Here is a 17,142-nt window from a genome sequence, read left to right on the forward strand (position 1 = left end):
TGGTACGTCCCCGGTCTTGTAGACACCTGATAGGGTGTTTTTGAGACTGGAGGAAGCATGAAAAGCAAGCGATATACGGATGAGTTCCGGGCCGAGGCGATCAAGCAGGTGACCGAACGCGGTTACCCGGTGGCGGAAGTGGCGCAGCGGCTGGGGGTGTCGAGCCACAGCCTGTACGAGTGGCTTCGCCGCAGCGGGGTCAGCCGGCAGGCACGCAAGACGCAGCAGGATGCCGATCTGCAGCGCGAGAACCAACAACTGCGCGCCGAACTTCGCCGTGTCGAGGAGGAGCGCGACATCCTAAAAAAGGCCGCCGCGTACTTTGCCAGGGGGTAAGGGCAAGGTACGGGTTCATGCATGCGCACCAGCACGAGTTCCGGATCACGACGATGTGCCGGGTCCTGAAGGTCGAACGCAGCGGCTACTACGCCTGGCTGGCCAAGCCCCGCTCGGCCAGGTCGATTGAGGATGCACGCTTGCTCAAGCTGATCGAAGAAGCCTATCTGGCCAGCGGCGGCGTGTACGGCAGCCGCAACATTCATCGTGATCTCATCGAAGCCGGCGAACGTGTCGGCAAGCACCGGGTTGCACGCCTAATGCGCGAGAACGGCTTACGCTCGGTGCGGTCGCCGCAACGCCGCCGCTACAAGACGGGTAAACCGTCAGTGGTAGCGCCCAACCGGCTGCAGCGGCAGTTCACCGTGCCCGAGCCGGATCACGCCTGGGTCACGGACATCACTTACCTGCGCACGGCCGAAGGCTGGCTGTACCTGGCGGTGGTGCTGGATCTGTACTCCCGTGCGGTCATCGGCTGGTCGATGAAACCGACGTTGGCGCGGGAGTTGGCGCTGGATGCACTGCTGATGGCGATCTGGCGCCGCAGGCCGACGCGAACGGTCACGATCCACTCCGATCAGGGCGTGCAGTACGGAAGCGACGACTGGCAGCGGTTCTGCCGCGAACACGGGTTGGAGGTGAGCATGAGCCGGCGTGGCAACTGCTGGGACAACTCGGTGGCCGAGTCGTTCTTCAGCAGCTTGAAGAAGGAACGAATCCGGGGCAAGGTCTATCCGTCACGGAACGATGCCAGGTCAGACGTGTTCGACTACATCGAGGTGTTCTACAACCGACAGCGCCGCCACGGGCACAATGGCGGCCTGTCTCCCATGGCTTTCGAGGAAGCTCACCCAACTCGATCGCTGTAACTGTCTACAGAACCGGGGACGTACCATGCGCGCGGGGTTGCTCCTGAGCGATCTTCTGAATTAGACGAACGTTATCCCCAAGCACCACATAGTCTTCGTCGGCAAAATGCCGGTCCATGGACAGCCAGATCAGGAACCCTAGACCCAAGAGGACGACAGCCGAAGTCAGGGAAAACAGCAAGGTAAGCCGCAACGTCAACGACATGCGGCGCTTCATTCTTGACCCTCTGGCGCTTCGAGGACGTACCCCATACCCCGCACAGTCTGGATCAACTTGGCCTCAAAGCCGTCGTCAATCTTGGCCCGCAAGCGGCGAATGGCAACGTCGATCACGTTGCTGTCGCTGTCAAAATTCATATCCCATTACGTTATAGTTGTTCACATCTAATGCATGAAGATGTTTGAATGAACGCACAAAACTGGTTATTGCTCACCTACAAGGTGCCACCCGAACCGGCCAAGAAGCGCATCGCGCTGTGGCGCAAGCTCAAAGGCATGGGCGCTGTCTATCTACAAAACGGCGTCTGCTTGCTGCCCAAGACCGACGATCACACCCGGCGACTCAAGATCATCGAGAACGAGATCAACGAAATGGCGGGCGATTCCGTCCTGCTGGAAACGGTTGCGCTTGATCGTGCTCAGGAAGACAAAGTCATTGCCCGCTTCAAGGCAGACCGCGACGAGGAATACAAAGAACTCCTTGGCAAGTGCGCCGACTTCGAGGCCGAGATCGCCCACGAAACCGAAGTTCAGCACTTCACCTACGCCGAGTTGGAAGAAAACGATGTCGATCTGAAGAAGCTCCAGTCCTGGCTGGAAAAAATCGCCAAGCTCGACTTCTACGGTGCCACGCTGGCCGCAGAGGCAGCCGAACGGCTCAAAGGCTGCGAAGCCTTGCTGGACGCCTACGCGCAACGGGTGTTCGACGCTCACGATGAAAACCGTTGAAAGAAGAGGACATATTTCATGCGGTTGTCTGCATTTATCACTTTCTTGAAAATGCGCCCGCAAGTGCGCACTGAATTTTTGACTCTGTTCATCAGCCTTGTGTTCACCCTGCTGTGCAATGGCGTGTTTTGGAATGCCCTTCTTGCTGGACGCGACTCCCTAACTTCTGGAACATGGCTAATGCTCCTTTGCACTGGGTTGCTGATCACCGGGCTGCAATGGTTGTTGCTCCTTCTGGTGGCCACGCGCTGGAGTGTCAAGCCACTACTGATTCTGCTTGCTGTCATGACGCCCGCCGCCGTTTATTTCATGCGCAACTACGGGGTTTATCTCGACAAGGCCATGCTGCGGAATCTGATGGAGACGGACGTCAGGGAAGCCAGTGAGCTGTTGCAATGGAGAATGCTGCCCTACTTGTTGGTTGCAGCCGTATCCGTGTGGTGGATTGCGAGAGTCAGGGTTTTACGAACGGGCTGGAAACAAGCGGTAATGATGCGCAGCGCTTGTCTGGCTGGCGCTCTCGCCATGATTTCCATGGGTCTGTGGCCAGTCATGGATGTGCTGATACCCACGCTTCGTGAAAACAAGCCGCTTCGCTATTTGATCACTCCTGCAAACTACGTCATCTCGGGCATTCGGGTTTTGACTGAACAGGCGTCATCGTCAGCAGACGAAGCAAGGGAAGTCGTTGCAGCCGATGCGCATCGAGGGCCTCAAGAACAAGGCCGCCGTCCTCGTGCTCTCGTACTGGTTGTCGGGGAAACCGTCAGGGCGGCTAATTGGGGGTTGAGCGGCTATGAACGACAAACCACCCCTGAGTTGGCCGCACGCGACGTGATCAATTTTTCCGATGTCACCAGTTGCGGGACGGATACGGCTACATCCCTTCCCTGCATGTTTTCCCTCAATGGTCGGCGCGACTACGACGAACGCCAGATTCGTCGGCGCGAGTCCGTGCTGCACGTTTTAAACCGTAGTGACGTCAACATTCTCTGGCGCGATAACCAGTCGGGCTGTAAAGGCGTCTGTGATGGACTGCCCTTTGAAAACCTGTCTTCGGCAGGCCATCCCACACTGTGCCATGGCGAGCGCTGCCTGGATGAAATTCTGCTCGAAGGGTTGGCCGAGAAGATAACAACAAGCCGCAGCGATATGCTGATCGTCCTGCATATGCTGGGCAATCACGGCCCAGCGTATTTCCAGCGCTATCCCGCAAGCTACCGACGCTGGTCGCCAACCTGCGACACCACCGATCTGGCCAGCTGTTCGCATGAAGCCTTGGTGAACACCTACGACAACGCCGTGCTTTACACCGATCATGTGCTTGCCCGTACCATTGACCTGCTGTCCGGCATCCGCTCACACGACACGGCGCTGCTGTACGTTTCCGATCATGGGGAATCGCTCGGCGAGAAAGGCCTGTATCTCCATGGCATACCTTACGTCATCGCGCCGGATGAGCAGATCAAGGTGCCGATGATCTGGTGGCAGTCGAGTCAGGTTTATGCCGACCAAGCCTGTATGCAAACTCATGCCTCTCGGGCACCGGTAAGTCACGATCACCTGTTTCACACCTTGCTCGGGATGTTCGACGTGAAAACCGCTGCCTACACGCCAGAGTTGGACCTTCTGGCAACATGCAGAAAAGGACAACCACAATGACGACGTCAACGGATGATCCGCCGAAACGCTGGCTCAACCGCACCGTCGCAGGTGCGGGGATCACGAGCTCATTGGGGGATTTCTGCTACGAAACCACCACGGTCATCCTGCCTGGCTTTCTGGCCGTACTCGGCATTCCCGCCGCCGTGCTTGGCCTCATCGAAGGCATTGCCGACGCCATCGCCGCATTCACCAAGATGGTGTCTGGCTACATCGCCGACAAGCTGGGACACCGCAAGCTCTTTGTGATGGTCGGCTACGGACTGACCCCGTTGGGGCAGGTGCTGATCGCGCTGGCGGCTGGCTGGCCCCTCCTGCTGCTGGGGCGCATCGTGTCCTGGTTCGGCAAAGGGCTGCGCGGCCCGCTGCGTGATGCCATCGTTATCCAGGCCGTGTCGCCGGAAACGCGTGGCCGCGCCTTCGGCTTTCACCGGGCTGCCGACACCGTGGGTGCGGTGATCGGCCCCTTGCTGGGCGTCGCGCTGCTGGGTTGGGCGCAAGGCATTCATTGGAGCGACGCGGCTGGACCCTTCCGGCTCGTATTATGGCTGTCGGTGATTCCGGGTGTCTTAGCCGTGCTGGCGTTTCTCACGCTGGTCAAAGACCCGGAGCATTCGCCCAACCCGGCCCTGAAGTTCTTCAGCTCGCTGCGTGGCCTGCCCGCCCGGTTCAAACGCTATCTCGGCGCGGTCGGCATCTTTGGCATCGGTGATTTCTCGCACAGCCTGTTGATCCTGGCGGCCACGACCTTGCTGACCCCCTCGCTGGGCGTTATCCAGGCGGCACAGGTGGCTGGCCTTCTCTATGTGTGGCGCAACCTCGTGCAGGTCGCTGTTTCCTACCCAGTGGGCGTGCTGGCGGATCGTGTCGGCCACTTGCCGGTGCTGATTGCCGGTTATGTGCTGGGCACACTGACGGCGGTGCTGACGGCGCTCGCATTCTGGCTGGGCATAGCCAGCGTGCCGCTGCTGGCCGGGGTGTTCTTCATTGCCGGTCTGTACGTGGCGGTCCAGGAAGCGCTGGAGTCCACCGTGACGGCCGAGATGGTGCAGCCGGACACGCTGGCGATGAGCTATGGCGCGCTGGGCACCGTCAATGGCGCTGCCAAGTTCATTTCCAGCGCCTCGGTCGGCGTGGTGTGGACGGCGGTCTCGCCTGTGGTCGGTTTCGGGCTGGCGGCCGTGTTGATGGCTGCCGGTACGCTGACACTGTTGCGCGTCAAGGGCAACTGAGCAATGGGCAGGCACGACCCGCGACCGTAGCGTGCCTGTCCATCACGAGTTTCTTTGCGGTGCTTAGCGTACGATTTTTTCCGTTTTCTGAGACGACCCCAAGGTCCCAAGTACCAAAGCGCGCCACGCCAAGACCGAGTACGGCGCGAGCACCGATATGCGGGTGGACATGGCGCGCACTAACCTTGATGACCCTGGCATCGGCCTGCGCAACAATGGCCGTCGGGTACTGACGCTGGCCGACCAGCACACCATCGGCGGCCCGCTGGACCAGCGCGGTCCGGGTCGCGAAGTCGAATTGCACTTGACCGGCAACATGGAGCGCTATACGTGGTCCTTTGACGGTGTGGAGTTCGGCAAATCCACGCCCGTCTATTTCAAGTATGGCGAGCGGCTGCGGGTCATTTTGCACAACGACACGATGATGACGCACCCGATGCATCTGCATGGCATGTGGAGCGAACTGGAGGCACCCGATGGCGCGTTCCAGGCGCGGCGGCACACGATTGCCGTGCAGCCTGCGCAGCGCATCAGCTTCCTAGTCACCGCTGATGCGTTGGGTCGATGGGCATGGCACTGCCACCTGATGTTGCACATGGACGCCGGAATGTTCCGCGAAGTGGTGGTCGCCTGACCCTTAACAGAGTACGAGCATGTACAAAAGAACAAGCACCATACTGGTCACCCTATTCGCGACCGCAGGCATGAGCGCCGCGTGGGGCCAGCACGCCCACACGGCGGATCCCCAGGCGGACTCGACTTCGACCAGCCTCTCCAAGGAAGCGAAGTCGGTTGGAGCGTCGGCATCGCCTGCCAAACCGGGCGGCATGGACCATAGCCAGATGCAGGGCATGGACCATAACCAAATGCAGGGCATGGACCACGGCCAGATGCAAGGCATGGACCACGGCCAGATGCAAGGCATGGACCACGGCCAGATGCAAGGCATGGACCACGGCCAGATGCAGGGCATGAACCACGGCACGATGCAGCCTATGGACGCCAGCCAGATGGGGGGCATGGATCATGGTCAAGCCGACATGGACCATGGAGACATGCAGATGCAGGGGGGCAGCGCCCCGCCTGACGCGCGTGACCCGCATGCGTATTCCGGCGGGTACCGATTGGGGGTCGGCAAATACGCGTTGGGGCCAACTCGGTCGCTCCACATGGCAGACGAGCATGTGTTTGCCTCGGTGCTGGTGGACCGGCTCGAATGGGCCAAAGGCAGCGAGAGCAATGCCGCTGCCTACGAGGCACAGGCGTGGATCGGCGGCACATACAATCGGTTCGTCATCAAGGCAGAGGGCGAGGCAGAAAAGCGCAAGATCCACGAGGCTCGCACGGAGCTGCTCTGGGGTCATGCCATCTCGACCTACTGGGACACCCAGCTCGGTATCCGCAACGATGCCGGATACGGACGACCGACGCGCAATTGGCTGGCATTCGGCGTGCAAGGCTTAGCACCGTACTGGTTCGAGATCGATGCCACCGGCTATCTCGGCACGGAGGGACGCACCGCACTGCGCCTGTCGGCCGAGTACGAGCTGCTGATTACGCAGCGTCTGATCCTGCAACCCCGAATCGAGACCAACCTGTACGGCAAGAGCGACCGAGAAATCGGTATTGGCAGCGGGCTTTCCAGCGGCGCAGTAGGCGTGCGTCTGCGTTACGAGTTCAACCGCCAGTTTGCCCCGTACATCGGCGTGGAACGGTATCAGACCTTTGGCGACACCGCGGATATGGTGCGTGCCTCCGGCGGCCGTAGTGGCGAGACGCGCTTTGTCGCCGGTGTTCGGATGTGGTTCTAGCCCAGTCTTTCAACTCACGCTCTTCCTTGGAGTTCACTATGCAAGCCCCCCGCTTCCCGATCCGTGCAGCGCTCGTGATCGTTGCCGTGGTAGCCAGTTCTGCCGCCCTCGCCCATCCCAAGCTCGTCTCGTCGACGCCGGCTGACAAGGCCGAAGTCTCGGCTCCGCAGAAGATCGAGCTCAAATTCTCCGAGAACCTGGTCGCACAGTTCTCCGGCGCCAATCTCGTCATGACCGGAATGCCCGGGATGGCCAACCATGCGCCGATGAAGGTCGCCGCCAAGGTATCGGGCAGCGACGATCCGAAGACAATGGTGATTACGCCGACCCAGACGCTGGCGCCGGGCAACTACCGCGTGGAGTGGCGTGCCGTGTCGTCCGACACGCACCCGATCAACGGCAATATCGCTTTCACGGTCAAATAATCCGCAGATGGACTTGGCAACGGTTGCGGTGCGCTTCGCACTCTATGTCGATTTGGCGACGCTGTTCGGCCTGCCGCTGTTTGGGCTGTACGCTTTGCGTCGTGACGAGGTGTCGTCACGAATTGCTACCAGCTTTGTCGCGATCTGTGCTGCGCTCGGAGCGATCGGTGTCTTGATTTCATTGGCCAATATCGCCGTCATGGCCAAAGCCATGACCGGCGCCTCGGCATACACCGAGCTGCAAAGCCATGTCTTCGAGATGATCGTGACGGGCACCGACTTCGGCGCAGCTTGGGCAGTGCGGCTCGTTGCCCTGTTCCTCTGCGTGGCGATCGCGTTGTTTGGCCGCCGGTGGCCGAAACTGCAGTTTGCGATCCTCTCTGCGGCGGGGGGCGTAGCGTTGTCGACCTTGGCCTGGGGCGGTCACGGCGCCATGGACGATGGCGTTCGCCGCTACGTCCATCTCGCCTCCGATATCGCCCATTTGATCGCCGCCGGGGCGTGGGTCGGCGCGCTCATCGCCTTCGTCTTGTTGTCGCGCATGTGGGGCGCCCCTGGCAACGTGGCTGTGCTGAGCCGCACTTCTAACGGATTTGCACAAATCGGCACGCTCGTCGTCGTTACGCTGACAATCACCGGCGCCGTGAACTATGGATTGATCGTCGGCCCAGAGTGGCCAGTGCTGTCACTGGCGTCCTACGGCGGGCTGCTCGCGATAAAGCTGGCGCTGTTCGGTGCGATGCTGGTGCTCGCCGCGGCCAATCGCTTTCATTTGAGCCCGCGGCTCGAGCGCGCCATGCGAAGCGGCGACCACGCTGGAGCAGTGCGGTCTCTGCGACGCAGTCTGATGATGGAAACCAGTGCCGCCGCCCTGATTCTCGCCTTGGTGGCTTCGCTGGGGATTCTGTCGCCTGTTGGCGCATAGCACCGCCAGTCGATCAGGCAAGGGCCTCCTGCCTCTGTTCACCGCAAAGGAACCGTCATGAAGACAGTAAAACCACTATTGTTGGCGCTGAGCTTGTGGCCCATGCTGGCCGCTGCGGCCGGCGCGGAAGACAGCCACGCTCCTCATGGCGGCGTCGACGCAGCCCAGGCAGGACGTCCGGGCGACCCCGGCAAGGTATCGCGCACTGTGAAGGTAGCGATGCACGACACGATGCGCTTTACGCCCGAGACGATTACCGTCAAGGCGGGCGAAACGGTGCGTTTCGTCGTGCGCAATGACGGCAAGCTCGAACATGAAATGGTCATCGGCACGGCTAACGACTTGCAGGCACACGCGGAACTGATGCGCATCAGGCCTGCGGACAAGCATGCCGGCCGGAATCAGATCACGCTCGCACCCGGCCAGCAAGGCATCCTGATCTGGCACTTTGATCGAGCCGGGATGGTCGACTTCGCTTGCCTGGTACCCGGTCATTTTGAGGCCGGCATGACCGGAAAGATCGCCGTCAGATAAATGGCGCAACGCGCCTCGACACTGAGCGCGGCAACTGCCCGCAGGCCAAGCCGCGTGGGGCGCCGCTACCGTGGCTTGGCATGCTGGTCAGTGACCTCGCGCTGCGCCGCAGCCTTGTTGTCCGGCCATGTGCTCTTGATGTAGGCCAGCACGGCCACGATGTCATCATCGGTCATCGAGGTGCCGAACGCCGGCATATCGCTTTGATAGCCTGGGGGCGCAGTGACACCGGGTACCAGCCCATGCTTGGTGATCGCGAACAGTACGGCGTCTGCATGGTGCCAAGTATGGCCGGAAGCATCGTGCGGTGGCGCAGGCATGCGGCCATCGGGAAGCCGCTGGCGCCAATTTGGCTGGCCTTCGAGCTGGGCGCCGTGGCACGAGGCGCAGGCCTGTGCATAGAGCTGCCTGCCGCGCGCCACCTGTACCGCGTCGGACGCGTCGATGCGCAGCTGCGGTCCTGCGGATGGTCCTGTATCAGGGACAGGTGTTTCGAGGTACCGCTTGGTCTGCAGGGCGACCGCGACGGCGGCGGCCGCACCCAACGCCAGCCACGCGGCGATGCGCCAGCGCGATCGTTCTGACTGTTCCATGTCGGGCGGCGAACAGCACCTCAGGCACCGCCTATGCGGGCACTAGTCCTTCGAAAACGGTCTGCCCGAAAAATCGACGGTCACGAGGTTGCCGTCCATCTTGCCCATGCCGGGCGAGTTGGCCGGCATGCCGGGGACCGCCACGCCTTTCAACGCGGGCGTGGCCGCCAATTTCCGGACCGCCGCTGCAGGGACATGTCCCTCGACCACCTGCCCGCCGCCATCGATGACGGCGGTATGACAAGAGGCCAAGTGTGCCGGGACACCGAGCTTGGCCTTCAGCGTCGCAACGTCGGAGGAGTCGATCACCTTGATGCGGAATCCCGCCTGGTTGACATGCTTGACCCACGCTTCGCAGCATCCGCAGTTGGGGTCCTTGTAGACCGTCAGCGCTGGCGATGCAGCGTAAGTGCTGGCAGACACGGCCAGCAATGCGGCGATCGTCAAAATACGTTTCATCGATACTCCCAAGAAAACAGTGCAACAGCTAGCCAGGGCGACGTGTAGACGCCGCTCAGATATCGGTCTGGCGTAGCCGCAATGCGTTTGAAATCACGGACGCTGAGCTCAGACTCATCGCCAGCGCGGCAATCATAGGCGAGAGCAGCCACCCGGTAAGCGGATACAGGACTCCAGCCGCCAACGGTACGCCGAGCGCGTTGTAGATGAACGCGAAGCCCAGGTTTTGCTTCATATTGCGGATGGTCGCTTCGGACAGCGCCCTTGCCCTTGCAATGCCCCGCAGGTCGCCCTTGACCAAGGTCACTTGCGCGCTGTGCATGGCGACATCGGTACCCGTCCCCATGGCGATGCCGACATCGGCTTTGGCCAGCGCGGGGGCATCGTTGATGCCGTCGCCAGCCATCGCCACGACAGCGCCGCTCTGCTGCAGTCGAGTCACCAGATCGAGTTTATCTGCCGGCTTGACTTCGCCGTACACCTCCGCAATGTCGAGCTTTGCTGCCACCGCCTTTGCAGTAGCGACGCCGTCACCGGTCGCCATGATTACCTGGATGCCCTCGGTCTTGAGGCTCACCAGCGCTTCGGCTGTCGATCCCTTGACCGGATCGGATACCGCCATCAGGCCGGCAAGCCGCCCATCGACCGCCAGATACATGACGCTGGCGCCTTGAGCGCGCAGGGCGTCAGCTTGTTCCTGCAGCGCATCGACTGCAATGCCATCGGCTTGCATCAGCGCGGTATTGCCGACGGCGACATTTTTGCCTGCGACCCTGCCGCGCACACCGATGCCGGTGCTCGACTCGAAATCTTCGGCCTTCTCCAGCGGCAGACCGCGCGCGCGGGCAGCCTCCACCAAAGCCGCAGCCAGGGGATGCTCACTGCCTTGATCCAGGCTCGCCGCCAGGAGCAGAACCTCGTCATCGGCGTGGCCGTTCGCGCCGATGGCACGCTCGAATGCGGGCCGTCCCTCGGTCAGCGTGCCGGTCTTGTCGACGATCAGCGTAGTGACCTTGCGCAGATTCTCGATCGCCGCCGCATCACGGAACAACACGCCGTTGGTCGCCCCCTTGCCGCTCGCGACCATGATTGACATGGGAGTGGCCAGACCTAGTGCGCATGGGCAGGCAATGATCAGCACGGCCACGGCATTGATCAAGCCGAATACCCAGCTCGGCTGCGGCCCCAGCAGGCCCCAGGCGAAGAAGGTAAGGAGGGCGACGCCGATCACTGCCAGCACGAATACGCCGGCTACCCGATCCGCCATGCGTTGCATCGGCGCCTTCGACCGTTGCGCTTGCGCCACCATCTGTACGATCTGTGACAGCACCGTTTGCGAACCAACCTTTTCCGATCGGATCACTAGGCTGCCGGACGCATTCATCGTCGCGCCAATCACGCGGTCGCCCACGCGCTTGGTCACCGGCATCGGCTCGCCCGTGATCATCGATTCGTCCACCGAACTCGCTCCTTCGGTGACCACCCCGTCGACCGGTACCTTCTCGCCGGGTCGCACGCGCAGCAGATCACCGACGTGCACATGGGTCAGCGGGACATCTTCCTCGCTGCCGTCGGCCTGAATGCGGCGCGCCGTCTTGGGTGCCAGGCCGAGCAGCGACTTGATCGCCGCCGATGTTTGCGAGCGCGCCTGCGCCAACTGATGGGAACTTGTCCGTCCGGTGAGTTGGCTCGCCAGGCTAGACGCAATGGCGTTGTCATCTCGACTGCCGCAGGATTGAGAAGCGGCTTCGGATTTTTTCCCCACCACGGGCGATCCGGCTTGGATGACAACGACATTGCCATTCGATAATCCACTCGACTGACCATCATGGTAGAGAGCAGCGCGCCACCCTAGGCCGCCAGGAGCTTGTCCTGCTGCGGCTCGCGCTACACCATCGCGCGGCATGCTTGGGCGCAACGCCGGCACGCCTGCGCGCAGTCCTTGCAGTGCTGGGCCGCATGTCGCTCGCACTCGGCACCGCACGCTTCGCAGATGCTCGCGCACAGTGCACAGATATCCTTGGCGAAGCGGCTTCCGCGCGCCATATAAGCACTGGCCAGCTGGCAAATCGCAGCGCAATCGCGATCCAGGCGAATGCACTCGGCCATCTCTTGCACATTGGCCTCACTCAGGCATGAGGCTGCGCAATGATCGCATGCAACTGCACAGGCGTTGCACTGGTCGATACAGTCCTGATAGTTCTGATGCGGCATGATGGACTCCTTGAAGTGATGGCGCCGCCGTCGGCGCCGCTACCCGCCGCAGCAAAATATGGACCGGCATGTCTTCACAAGCACGGTCCCAGCACAGTGCGTTGACTCCGTCGTGGCTGACGGCGACAAGCCACCTAACACGTGTTCCCTCGGCCCGCACCTTGTCGGTGAAAATTGCAAGCGCTGGCACATCCTGCAGAAGTTGCCTTGCACGACGATTACAGCGCAGTAATCTTGCGCTTGACGGCAACGCCAACGCCGCGACGCCCGGGTGGGAACACAGCGCTTCCGAGCCCGCGCTTCCGTCCCCTTCCTCTCCCCGCGGCCGCAATGGCGGTGTCGACCGGATTTGTGCCATCGATCGGCACGCTGCCGTTGGCCGAATGAGGCTGCAAGGAGGCTACGCGAGTCAACTCCACTGGTGGCGGCACGGGCCTTGCTGTGAGTCCGCCTACCTGGCCGCCACTATCACGAACAGTCGCAGCCCGGCGCTCGCATGCGACCACGGCCGCGGAATGCGTTGCCGCTGTACACCAGACTCAATTTTCTACTGATGGCATTGGCCCGCGCTTGCGGCTTCTCGCGGCACCACGAGCCGACTTTGGAGCGCCATATCCTTCAAGAGGAGTTCGAGCATGCGTACTCTCGCAGGCAAAGTGCTTGCCACCATCGCGGCCGCCAGCGCTACCCTCGTCGTCGGTCTACCGTCTGTGTCCGCCCAACACGCTGACGGCCATCATGGTCACACCATGGGTGGTGGAGGAGGCGATCAGGACATGCACCGTTCGATGGCGCCTGGCATGAACAACATGATGTCGATGCAGTCGACCGGTGACATTGATCGCGACTTCGCAAACATGATGAAGATGCACCATCAGATGGCGATCGATATGGCGAGAACGGAAGCGGAAAAGGGTAAATCGCCTGAGATGAAAAGGATGGCCGACGATATCATCAAGGAGTCTCAACGCGATATCAGAAAGATCGACCAATGGCTGGAGCAGAGGAAATAGCGGTAAAACGAACCGGCTATTGGCATCCGGTTCCGGAATGCGCGGTTGCTTGCGCCCCGGCCAATCCTCAGTGAAGTGAACCCTGTACCCGGAGAATGGAAATGTCGACGCAAAACGCTAACGAGTCCCTCCGGGACAGCCAATCACCGCTATACTTGACGAACGCCGCGCATCGAGTGTGCGCCCACGCCCATTGTTGTCTGGCCAAGCCACGGTGTCATGCGCGCGCCACCAGCGGCTCATCGAAACCGCTCGGTGCAACGGCGTGTCGGTAGGCAAGGTCGCCAGACGGATGGCCAAGCTCGATGTAGGTGCAACCCGGCGGGCATTGCTGTAGGACCGCGCGTGGAACTGGGTTAGCGACGCAATGCGGCCCGATTCAAGCAGTGGCACATCGGGGAGAATGCAGATGACCGATTTTGTGTTCGACTGAGGAGCGTGCGAGCAAATCTTGCCGCTCGAGCCGGTGATCGCATTGCGTGTCCCGCGTGCGGCTCGACCGAAGGCAAAATAAGAATGCCGACTGGCCCTTTGGCGCACTTGTCGACTGGGTCTTTGGCCAAGCCCGTGGGCTCACGGACTGCAGCGCCCACTAGGATTGCTGACGGCTCCATTCGATGGCAGAATTCCCCCGCCCGCACCCCAATGCGGACATTGGCGCGACGCTCCCAGAAAGCTCGCGCTTTTTTTTGCGCCAGCTCAAGGCCGTCATGACGGGGCTTGGCGATCGGCCTGCTCCTGGTCGTCGCGTTCGTATGGCAATCCGTCAGGGGAAAAACTGGCGAACTTCTGCACGACACCGGCAAGCGAGCGCCGTGCAGGTCGGATCCGCAATTCGTCGCCGATGCGCTCGATCTCCAGTTCGATATCCGTATCCTCGTATGCAAGCGCGGCCGGAATACAAACCGCGAACGCGTCGCCATACTTGAAGGCTCTCGTGATGGCCATTTTTCCTCCGACGGTCGTCACGTTGCAAGCGACCGGGCTTAGCGCTGCGCACAATAACCGGCAGCTGCTTCGCCGGTGACGGCAGCCCGCGACGCACCTAAGGCGAAGAAGGTAACAGAGTCTCAGCGATCCAGCCAAGCCGTGCACGGCCGCGCCCGGTTCACTGCAGTGGGGTAGCTCCGCCTAAGGTGAACGTCATCAGCCCCTCATCGAGCGCCTTTTTGATGCAGCCAATCAATTGGCCTGAGGCCTGCGGCGTCAAGCTCAACACGGTGGGCAGCCCCTCCACCTGGCCAGAGACGCCCATGACGATATTGATGTCGACGCGGTCACCTTTCAGCGTCACGCTCAACGGCCCATCAACAGGAATGGTCAACGAGCGGTTTTGCGCCGCGGCGTCTTCGGCCCGCTGCTGTGCGCTCGCGTCATTGTTGTCTTCGGCCACTTGATGTCCTGGTTGATTATAGGGAAATGCCGTAACGCCACGCCACGCCCTGGTCCGGCACCGCGCATAACGGGAAGAATCCGGCGTTGCGCGCCATTATGCCCCGCCGAAACGTTGACGATGGAGGCATCCTGTGGGCGAGCCGTGAGGGCGCTGGGACATGTCTTATTTGTATCTAGTCATGGCAGTCCTCGGCCTTGACCGAACACCACCGCTGAAAAAGACGCCCGCCGCAGCGGGCGCTACGCCGGGTCGGGAATCCGGCGAAATCGATCGTCCGGTGAACACGGCGCGCTAGCGACGGTCCGAAAAGGGGCCTGAGTGTGCTGTCAGGCGCTGCAGCAGCACGGCGTCCTCCAACGGCGCCGGCGCTGGCTCCAGGTGCAACACCGGGGCGTCGGGAAATATCGCCGCGATCAGATCGGTCGGCATCGGTTCGGTGGGCAACGGGCCCAGTTGCAAGACCCGGCTGCCTTGTACTTCCGCCACCATCCAGCCTTCTGGTACATGGTAGAGGGCGGCAATCAACGGGTCGTCGGCTCGGTCGGTCATCGCACACATGAAAGTGGGCACGGCAGCGATTGTAGAGTCCAGTCGCCATAAAGTGCCAGAGACGGTACATAATCGGCGTCGGGAAAACCACACTGTCCCGCGCAATGAATCTGGCCCGACTTGAGGCAACTCTGCTCCTGCTGCACACGCAGGCGGCCGCACAACGCCGTCGCCTATTCAGGCAACGCTGGCGCCCTGGCCGCATTTGTGTGGCGCATGCGAACAGCGTGCTGTGGCGCTTGCATGCCCGTATCGCCCTGCTCGAGCGCTACCTGGCGAGCGCGAAGGCACAACGCCAATCCGACGAGCGAGCGTGGATTTGCCGCCCATGGCTACGGTGTAGCGAATGGGCAACCCGCGGACGACAACGATGACCTCAGCTCCAGACACCGCCATTGCCCCCTTGCCGCCGCAGCCGATGACGGCTGCCCGCTTTTCGCCGGCCGCGTTGATGGTCCCGCTTGCCTTGATGCTGGTGGCCGCGATCACGGCGCTGACAGCCACCGCACTCCTGCAGATGCGCCGGGACGCGCTCGCCAGCGCCCGGGAGGCGTCAGCCAATCTTGCTTTGACTCTGGAGCGCAGCATCGCGCGCAACCTCCAGTTGCACGAGGCCTCGATGCGCCATGCGCTCGATGCCATGCGCAATCCGGCCGTCATGGCGTTGGCCCCGTCGCTGCGCCAGCGCGTGCTGTTCGGTGCGTTCAACGAAGGCGAAGACATCGGCGCACTGCTGGTGGCCGACGCACAAGGGCGCCTGATCCTCGATTCCCGGCACTGGCCGCCGCGCGCGGTGAACCTGGCCGATCGCGACTACTTCATCGCGCAACGAGACCTGGGGCAGTCCGCGGTCTACTTGAGCCGGCCGTTCCAGCCTCGCTTAGTCCCCGACAACCCGACATCGATCGCACTGAGTCTGCGCGTGCCGGGCCCCGACGGCCAATTCGCGGGCATCGTGGCCAGCACGCTGCGGCTGGAGTATTTCCGCAAGCTGTTCGCTGGCGTGGCCCTGGGCGAAGGCGGCGCGCTGGCGTTGATGCGCCATGACGGCACCATCCTCATGCGCCGGCCCCTGGATGCCAGCCTGATCGGCCGCACGGTGCCGACCACGCCCGCGTTTGCCCCCATGCTTCGTGAACCGCATGGCGAACTGATTGCGGCAGGCACAGTCGACGGCATACGGCGCCTGTACAGCTTCCGCCGGGTCGATGGTTTTCCGCTGACGATTGTGGTGGGGCGTGCGATGGACGACGTGCTGGCCGTCTGGCGCACGCGAGCGTGGTGGTTTGCCGGACTGGTGATGGCGATGAACCTGGCCATCGTGACACTGGCCATCTCGCTGGCACGGCAATGGCGGCGACGCCTCGCGGTCGAAGCGCACCTGCGCTGGCTGGCGGACACTGACGGCTTGACCGGCCTGGGCAGCCGCCGCGCCCTGGATGAAATCGCCGACCGCGAATGGCGCCGCAGCCGGCGCGAGGTGCGGCCGCTGTCGCTGTTGATGATCGACGTGGACTATTTCAAGCAGTTCAACGACCGCTACGGCCATGTGGCTGGCGATGATGCGCTCGCCGCCGTGGGCAAATGCGTTCGCCAGCAGTTGCGCCGTGCGGGCGACTACGCGGGCCGCTATGGCGGGGAGGAATTTGCCGTGTTGCTGCCCGGCACTGACGCGGCGCGCGCAGCGGCCATCGCAGAAGCCGTACGGGCGTCGGTGCTTGCGCTCGGCATAGAGAACGCGGGAAGCCCCTTTGGCCGAATCAGCGTCAGCGTTGGCGTGGTGACTGAAGGCAATGGTAGCGCATCGCCCGTCTATCCGGACCTGCGGGCGTTCTTTCGTGCAGCCGACGAGGCGTTGTACCGGGCCAAGCGCGCCGGCCGCAACCGCGTGTTGAGCTTGCGCGCTGCCGATTCACCAGCATGATCGGCTAGTGGCCGCACCCATCAGGGAGGCTCCTTGCCGATGGGCGGGCCGAAATCCACCTCCCCATGGAAATTCTCAGGCGTGATGCCAGCTTGCAGCCCATCGAGGTCGTACTGCGCCTCGCGCAGCGGCTCGATGACAATGTGCTCTCCGCGTACGTCAACGGCCGCATTCACGCGCAAGTTAGCCGCTTCCATGATCGCGGCCGGGATGCGCACTGATGCGCTATTCCCCACTTCTTTCCCCCCTCAC

Annotated in this window: 18 protein-coding genes and 3 pseudogenes; 11 read left to right on the top strand and 10 right to left on the bottom strand. The window is 62.1% G+C overall.

The features are described from left to right. Positions 1-57 precede the first annotated feature (57 nt). Positions 58-1,205, top strand: a protein-coding gene (locus tag J5T34_RS07760) for an IS3 family transposase (RefSeq protein ID WP_372585118.1) whose coding sequence is annotated in 2 segments (ribosomal slippage) — positions 58-301 and positions 301-1,205 — 1,149 coding nt in all. Because the reading frame shifts where the segments join, the coding sequence is not laid out codon by codon here. Between the two features lie 28 nt (positions 1,206-1,233). On the opposite strand, the pseudogene J5T34_RS23915 reads toward J5T34_RS07760, so the two are convergent. Next, positions 1,234-1,422 (bottom strand): annotated as a pseudogene (locus J5T34_RS23915) (heavy metal sensor histidine kinase); the annotation flags it as partial. Continuing rightward, a pseudogene (locus J5T34_RS07765) lies at positions 1,419-1,568 on the bottom strand (winged helix-turn-helix domain-containing protein); the annotation flags it as partial. The pseudogenes J5T34_RS23915 and J5T34_RS07765, both read right to left, overlap by 4 nt. A gap of 42 nt (positions 1,569-1,610) precedes the next feature. Between J5T34_RS07765 and J5T34_RS07770 the strand changes: the two are divergent. The 8 genes and pseudogenes from J5T34_RS07770 (at position 1,611) to J5T34_RS07805 (ending at position 8,742) form a co-directional block, all read left to right on the top strand. Beyond that, positions 1,611-2,153: a Chromate resistance protein ChrB gene (locus J5T34_RS07770; RefSeq protein WP_053821787.1), complete on the top strand. Its 543-nt coding sequence runs from the start codon at positions 1,611-1,613 to the stop codon at positions 2,151-2,153. Between the two features lie 18 nt (positions 2,154-2,171). After that, the gene (locus tag J5T34_RS07775) at positions 2,172-3,815 is read left to right on the top strand and encodes a phosphoethanolamine--lipid A transferase MCR-5.1 (protein WP_053821788.1); all 1,644 of its coding nucleotides are present in this window, start codon (positions 2,172-2,174) and stop codon (positions 3,813-3,815) included. After that, a complete protein-coding gene (locus J5T34_RS07780; protein ID WP_170265907.1) occupies positions 3,812-5,047 on the top strand; it encodes an MFS transporter in 1,236 nt (411 codons plus the stop codon). The genes J5T34_RS07775 and J5T34_RS07780 overlap by 4 nt, the downstream gene beginning before the upstream one ends. A gap of 91 nt (positions 5,048-5,138) precedes the next feature. Then, positions 5,139-5,681 (top strand): annotated as a pseudogene (locus tag J5T34_RS07785) (multicopper oxidase domain-containing protein); the annotation flags it as partial. Positions 5,682-5,751: 70 nt separating this feature from the next. Beyond that, the gene (locus tag J5T34_RS07790) at positions 5,752-6,858 is read left to right on the top strand and encodes a copper resistance protein B (protein WP_420869359.1); all 1,107 of its coding nucleotides are present in this window, start codon (positions 5,752-5,754) and stop codon (positions 6,856-6,858) included. 38 nt (positions 6,859-6,896) lie between these two features. Then, complete coding sequence (gene copC / locus J5T34_RS07795) at positions 6,897-7,283, top strand: copper homeostasis periplasmic binding protein CopC (RefSeq protein ID WP_208579258.1); 387 nt, start codon at positions 6,897-6,899, stop codon at positions 7,281-7,283. 7 nt (positions 7,284-7,290) lie between these two features. Then, positions 7,291-8,208, top strand: coding sequence for a copper homeostasis membrane protein CopD (gene copD, locus J5T34_RS07800; RefSeq protein WP_149320004.1), 918 nt, complete (start codon positions 7,291-7,293; stop codon positions 8,206-8,208). Positions 8,209-8,265: 57 nt separating this feature from the next. Further along, on the top strand, positions 8,266-8,742 hold the full coding sequence (locus J5T34_RS07805) for a cupredoxin domain-containing protein (RefSeq protein WP_149320003.1): 477 nt from the start codon (positions 8,266-8,268) through the stop codon (positions 8,740-8,742). A gap of 65 nt (positions 8,743-8,807) precedes the next feature. Here the strand turns inward: J5T34_RS07805 and J5T34_RS07810 are convergent, their stop codons facing one another. The 4 genes from J5T34_RS07810 to J5T34_RS07825 form a co-directional block, all read right to left on the bottom strand. After that, complete coding sequence (locus tag J5T34_RS07810) at positions 8,808-9,335, bottom strand: c-type cytochrome (RefSeq protein WP_149320002.1); 528 nt, start codon at positions 9,333-9,335, stop codon at positions 8,808-8,810. A gap of 42 nt (positions 9,336-9,377) precedes the next feature. Then, complete coding sequence (locus J5T34_RS07815; protein ID WP_149320001.1) at positions 9,378-9,794, bottom strand: DUF411 domain-containing protein; 417 nt, start codon at positions 9,792-9,794, stop codon at positions 9,378-9,380. Positions 9,795-9,849: 55 nt separating this feature from the next. Continuing rightward, complete coding sequence (locus J5T34_RS07820) at positions 9,850-11,502, bottom strand: copper-translocating P-type ATPase (RefSeq protein WP_432207637.1); 1,653 nt, start codon at positions 11,500-11,502, stop codon at positions 9,850-9,852. 179 nt (positions 11,503-11,681) lie between these two features. Continuing rightward, on the bottom strand, positions 11,682-12,008 hold the full coding sequence (locus J5T34_RS07825; RefSeq protein WP_149319993.1) for a four-helix bundle copper-binding protein: 327 nt from the start codon (positions 12,006-12,008) through the stop codon (positions 11,682-11,684). A gap of 635 nt (positions 12,009-12,643) precedes the next feature. Here J5T34_RS07825 and J5T34_RS07830 point away from each other — a divergent pair. Continuing rightward, positions 12,644-13,021 carry a DUF305 domain-containing protein gene (locus J5T34_RS07830; RefSeq protein WP_149319992.1) on the top strand — a complete coding sequence of 126 codons (378 nt, stop codon included), beginning with the start codon at positions 12,644-12,646 and terminating at the stop codon, positions 13,019-13,021. Positions 13,022-13,729: 708 nt separating this feature from the next. On the opposite strand, the gene J5T34_RS07835 is transcribed toward J5T34_RS07830, so the two are convergent. The 3 genes from J5T34_RS07835 to J5T34_RS07845 form a co-directional block, all read right to left on the bottom strand. Next, positions 13,730-13,969 (bottom strand): AbrB family transcriptional regulator, encoded by a 240-nt coding sequence (locus J5T34_RS07835; RefSeq protein ID WP_116359809.1) that lies wholly within the window; start codon positions 13,967-13,969, stop codon positions 13,730-13,732. A 160-nt stretch (positions 13,970-14,129) separates the two neighbouring features. Next, the gene (locus tag J5T34_RS07840; RefSeq protein WP_116359808.1) at positions 14,130-14,414 is read right to left on the bottom strand and encodes a hypothetical protein; all 285 of its coding nucleotides are present in this window, start codon (positions 14,412-14,414) and stop codon (positions 14,130-14,132) included. A gap of 294 nt (positions 14,415-14,708) precedes the next feature. Continuing rightward, positions 14,709-14,966, bottom strand: coding sequence for a hypothetical protein (locus J5T34_RS07845; RefSeq protein WP_147310448.1), 258 nt, complete (start codon positions 14,964-14,966; stop codon positions 14,709-14,711). 370 nt (positions 14,967-15,336) lie between these two features. Between J5T34_RS07845 and J5T34_RS07850 the strand changes: the two genes are divergently transcribed. Next, complete coding sequence (locus J5T34_RS07850) at positions 15,337-16,890, top strand: sensor domain-containing diguanylate cyclase (RefSeq protein ID WP_223819832.1); 1,554 nt, start codon at positions 15,337-15,339, stop codon at positions 16,888-16,890. Positions 16,891-16,910: 20 nt separating this feature from the next. Here J5T34_RS07850 and J5T34_RS07855 read toward each other — a convergent pair whose 3' ends face one another. Continuing rightward, on the bottom strand, positions 16,911-17,126 hold the full coding sequence (locus J5T34_RS07855; protein WP_116359806.1) for an AbrB/MazE/SpoVT family DNA-binding domain-containing protein: 216 nt from the start codon (positions 17,124-17,126) through the stop codon (positions 16,911-16,913). Positions 17,127-17,142 lie beyond the last annotated feature (16 nt).

Origin of the sequence: Cupriavidus gilardii (assembly GCF_017598945.1) — a bacterium.
Taxonomy (GTDB): Bacteria; Pseudomonadota; Gammaproteobacteria; order Burkholderiales; family Burkholderiaceae; genus Cupriavidus; species Cupriavidus gilardii_E.

Bases quoted from the DNA above. Each gene is read 5' to 3' on its own strand.
- J5T34_RS07770 (WP_053821787.1), top strand. From the start codon at position 1,611: ATGAACGCACAAAACTGGTTATTGCTCACCTACAAGGTGCCACCCGAA.
- J5T34_RS07775 (WP_053821788.1), top strand. From the start codon at position 2,172: ATGCGGTTGTCTGCATTTATCACTTTCTTGAAAATGCGCCCGCAAGTG.
- J5T34_RS07780 (WP_170265907.1), top strand. From the start codon at position 3,812: ATGACGACGTCAACGGATGATCCGCCGAAACGCTGGCTCAACCGCACC.
- J5T34_RS07790 (WP_420869359.1), top strand. From the start codon at position 5,752: ATGAGCGCCGCGTGGGGCCAGCACGCCCACACGGCGGATCCCCAGGCG.
- copC (WP_208579258.1), top strand. From the start codon at position 6,897: ATGCAAGCCCCCCGCTTCCCGATCCGTGCAGCGCTCGTGATCGTTGCC.
- copD (WP_149320004.1), top strand. From the start codon at position 7,291: ATGGACTTGGCAACGGTTGCGGTGCGCTTCGCACTCTATGTCGATTTG.
- J5T34_RS07805 (WP_149320003.1), top strand. From the start codon at position 8,266: ATGAAGACAGTAAAACCACTATTGTTGGCGCTGAGCTTGTGGCCCATG.
- J5T34_RS07810 (WP_149320002.1), bottom strand. From the start codon at position 9,335: ATGGAACAGTCAGAACGATCGCGCTGGCGCATCGCCGCGTGGCTGGCG.
- J5T34_RS07815 (WP_149320001.1), bottom strand. From the start codon at position 9,794: ATGAAACGTATTTTGACGATCGCCGCATTGCTGGCCGTGTCTGCCAGC.
- J5T34_RS07825 (WP_149319993.1), bottom strand. From the start codon at position 12,008: ATGCCGCATCAGAACTATCAGGACTGTATCGACCAGTGCAACGCCTGT.
- J5T34_RS07830 (WP_149319992.1), top strand. From the start codon at position 12,644: ATGCGTACTCTCGCAGGCAAAGTGCTTGCCACCATCGCGGCCGCCAGC.
- J5T34_RS07835 (WP_116359809.1), bottom strand. From the start codon at position 13,969: ATGGCCATCACGAGAGCCTTCAAGTATGGCGACGCGTTCGCGGTTTGT.
- J5T34_RS07845 (WP_147310448.1), bottom strand. From the start codon at position 14,966: ATGACCGACCGAGCCGACGACCCGTTGATTGCCGCCCTCTACCATGTA.
- J5T34_RS07850 (WP_223819832.1), top strand. From the start codon at position 15,337: ATGACCTCAGCTCCAGACACCGCCATTGCCCCCTTGCCGCCGCAGCCG.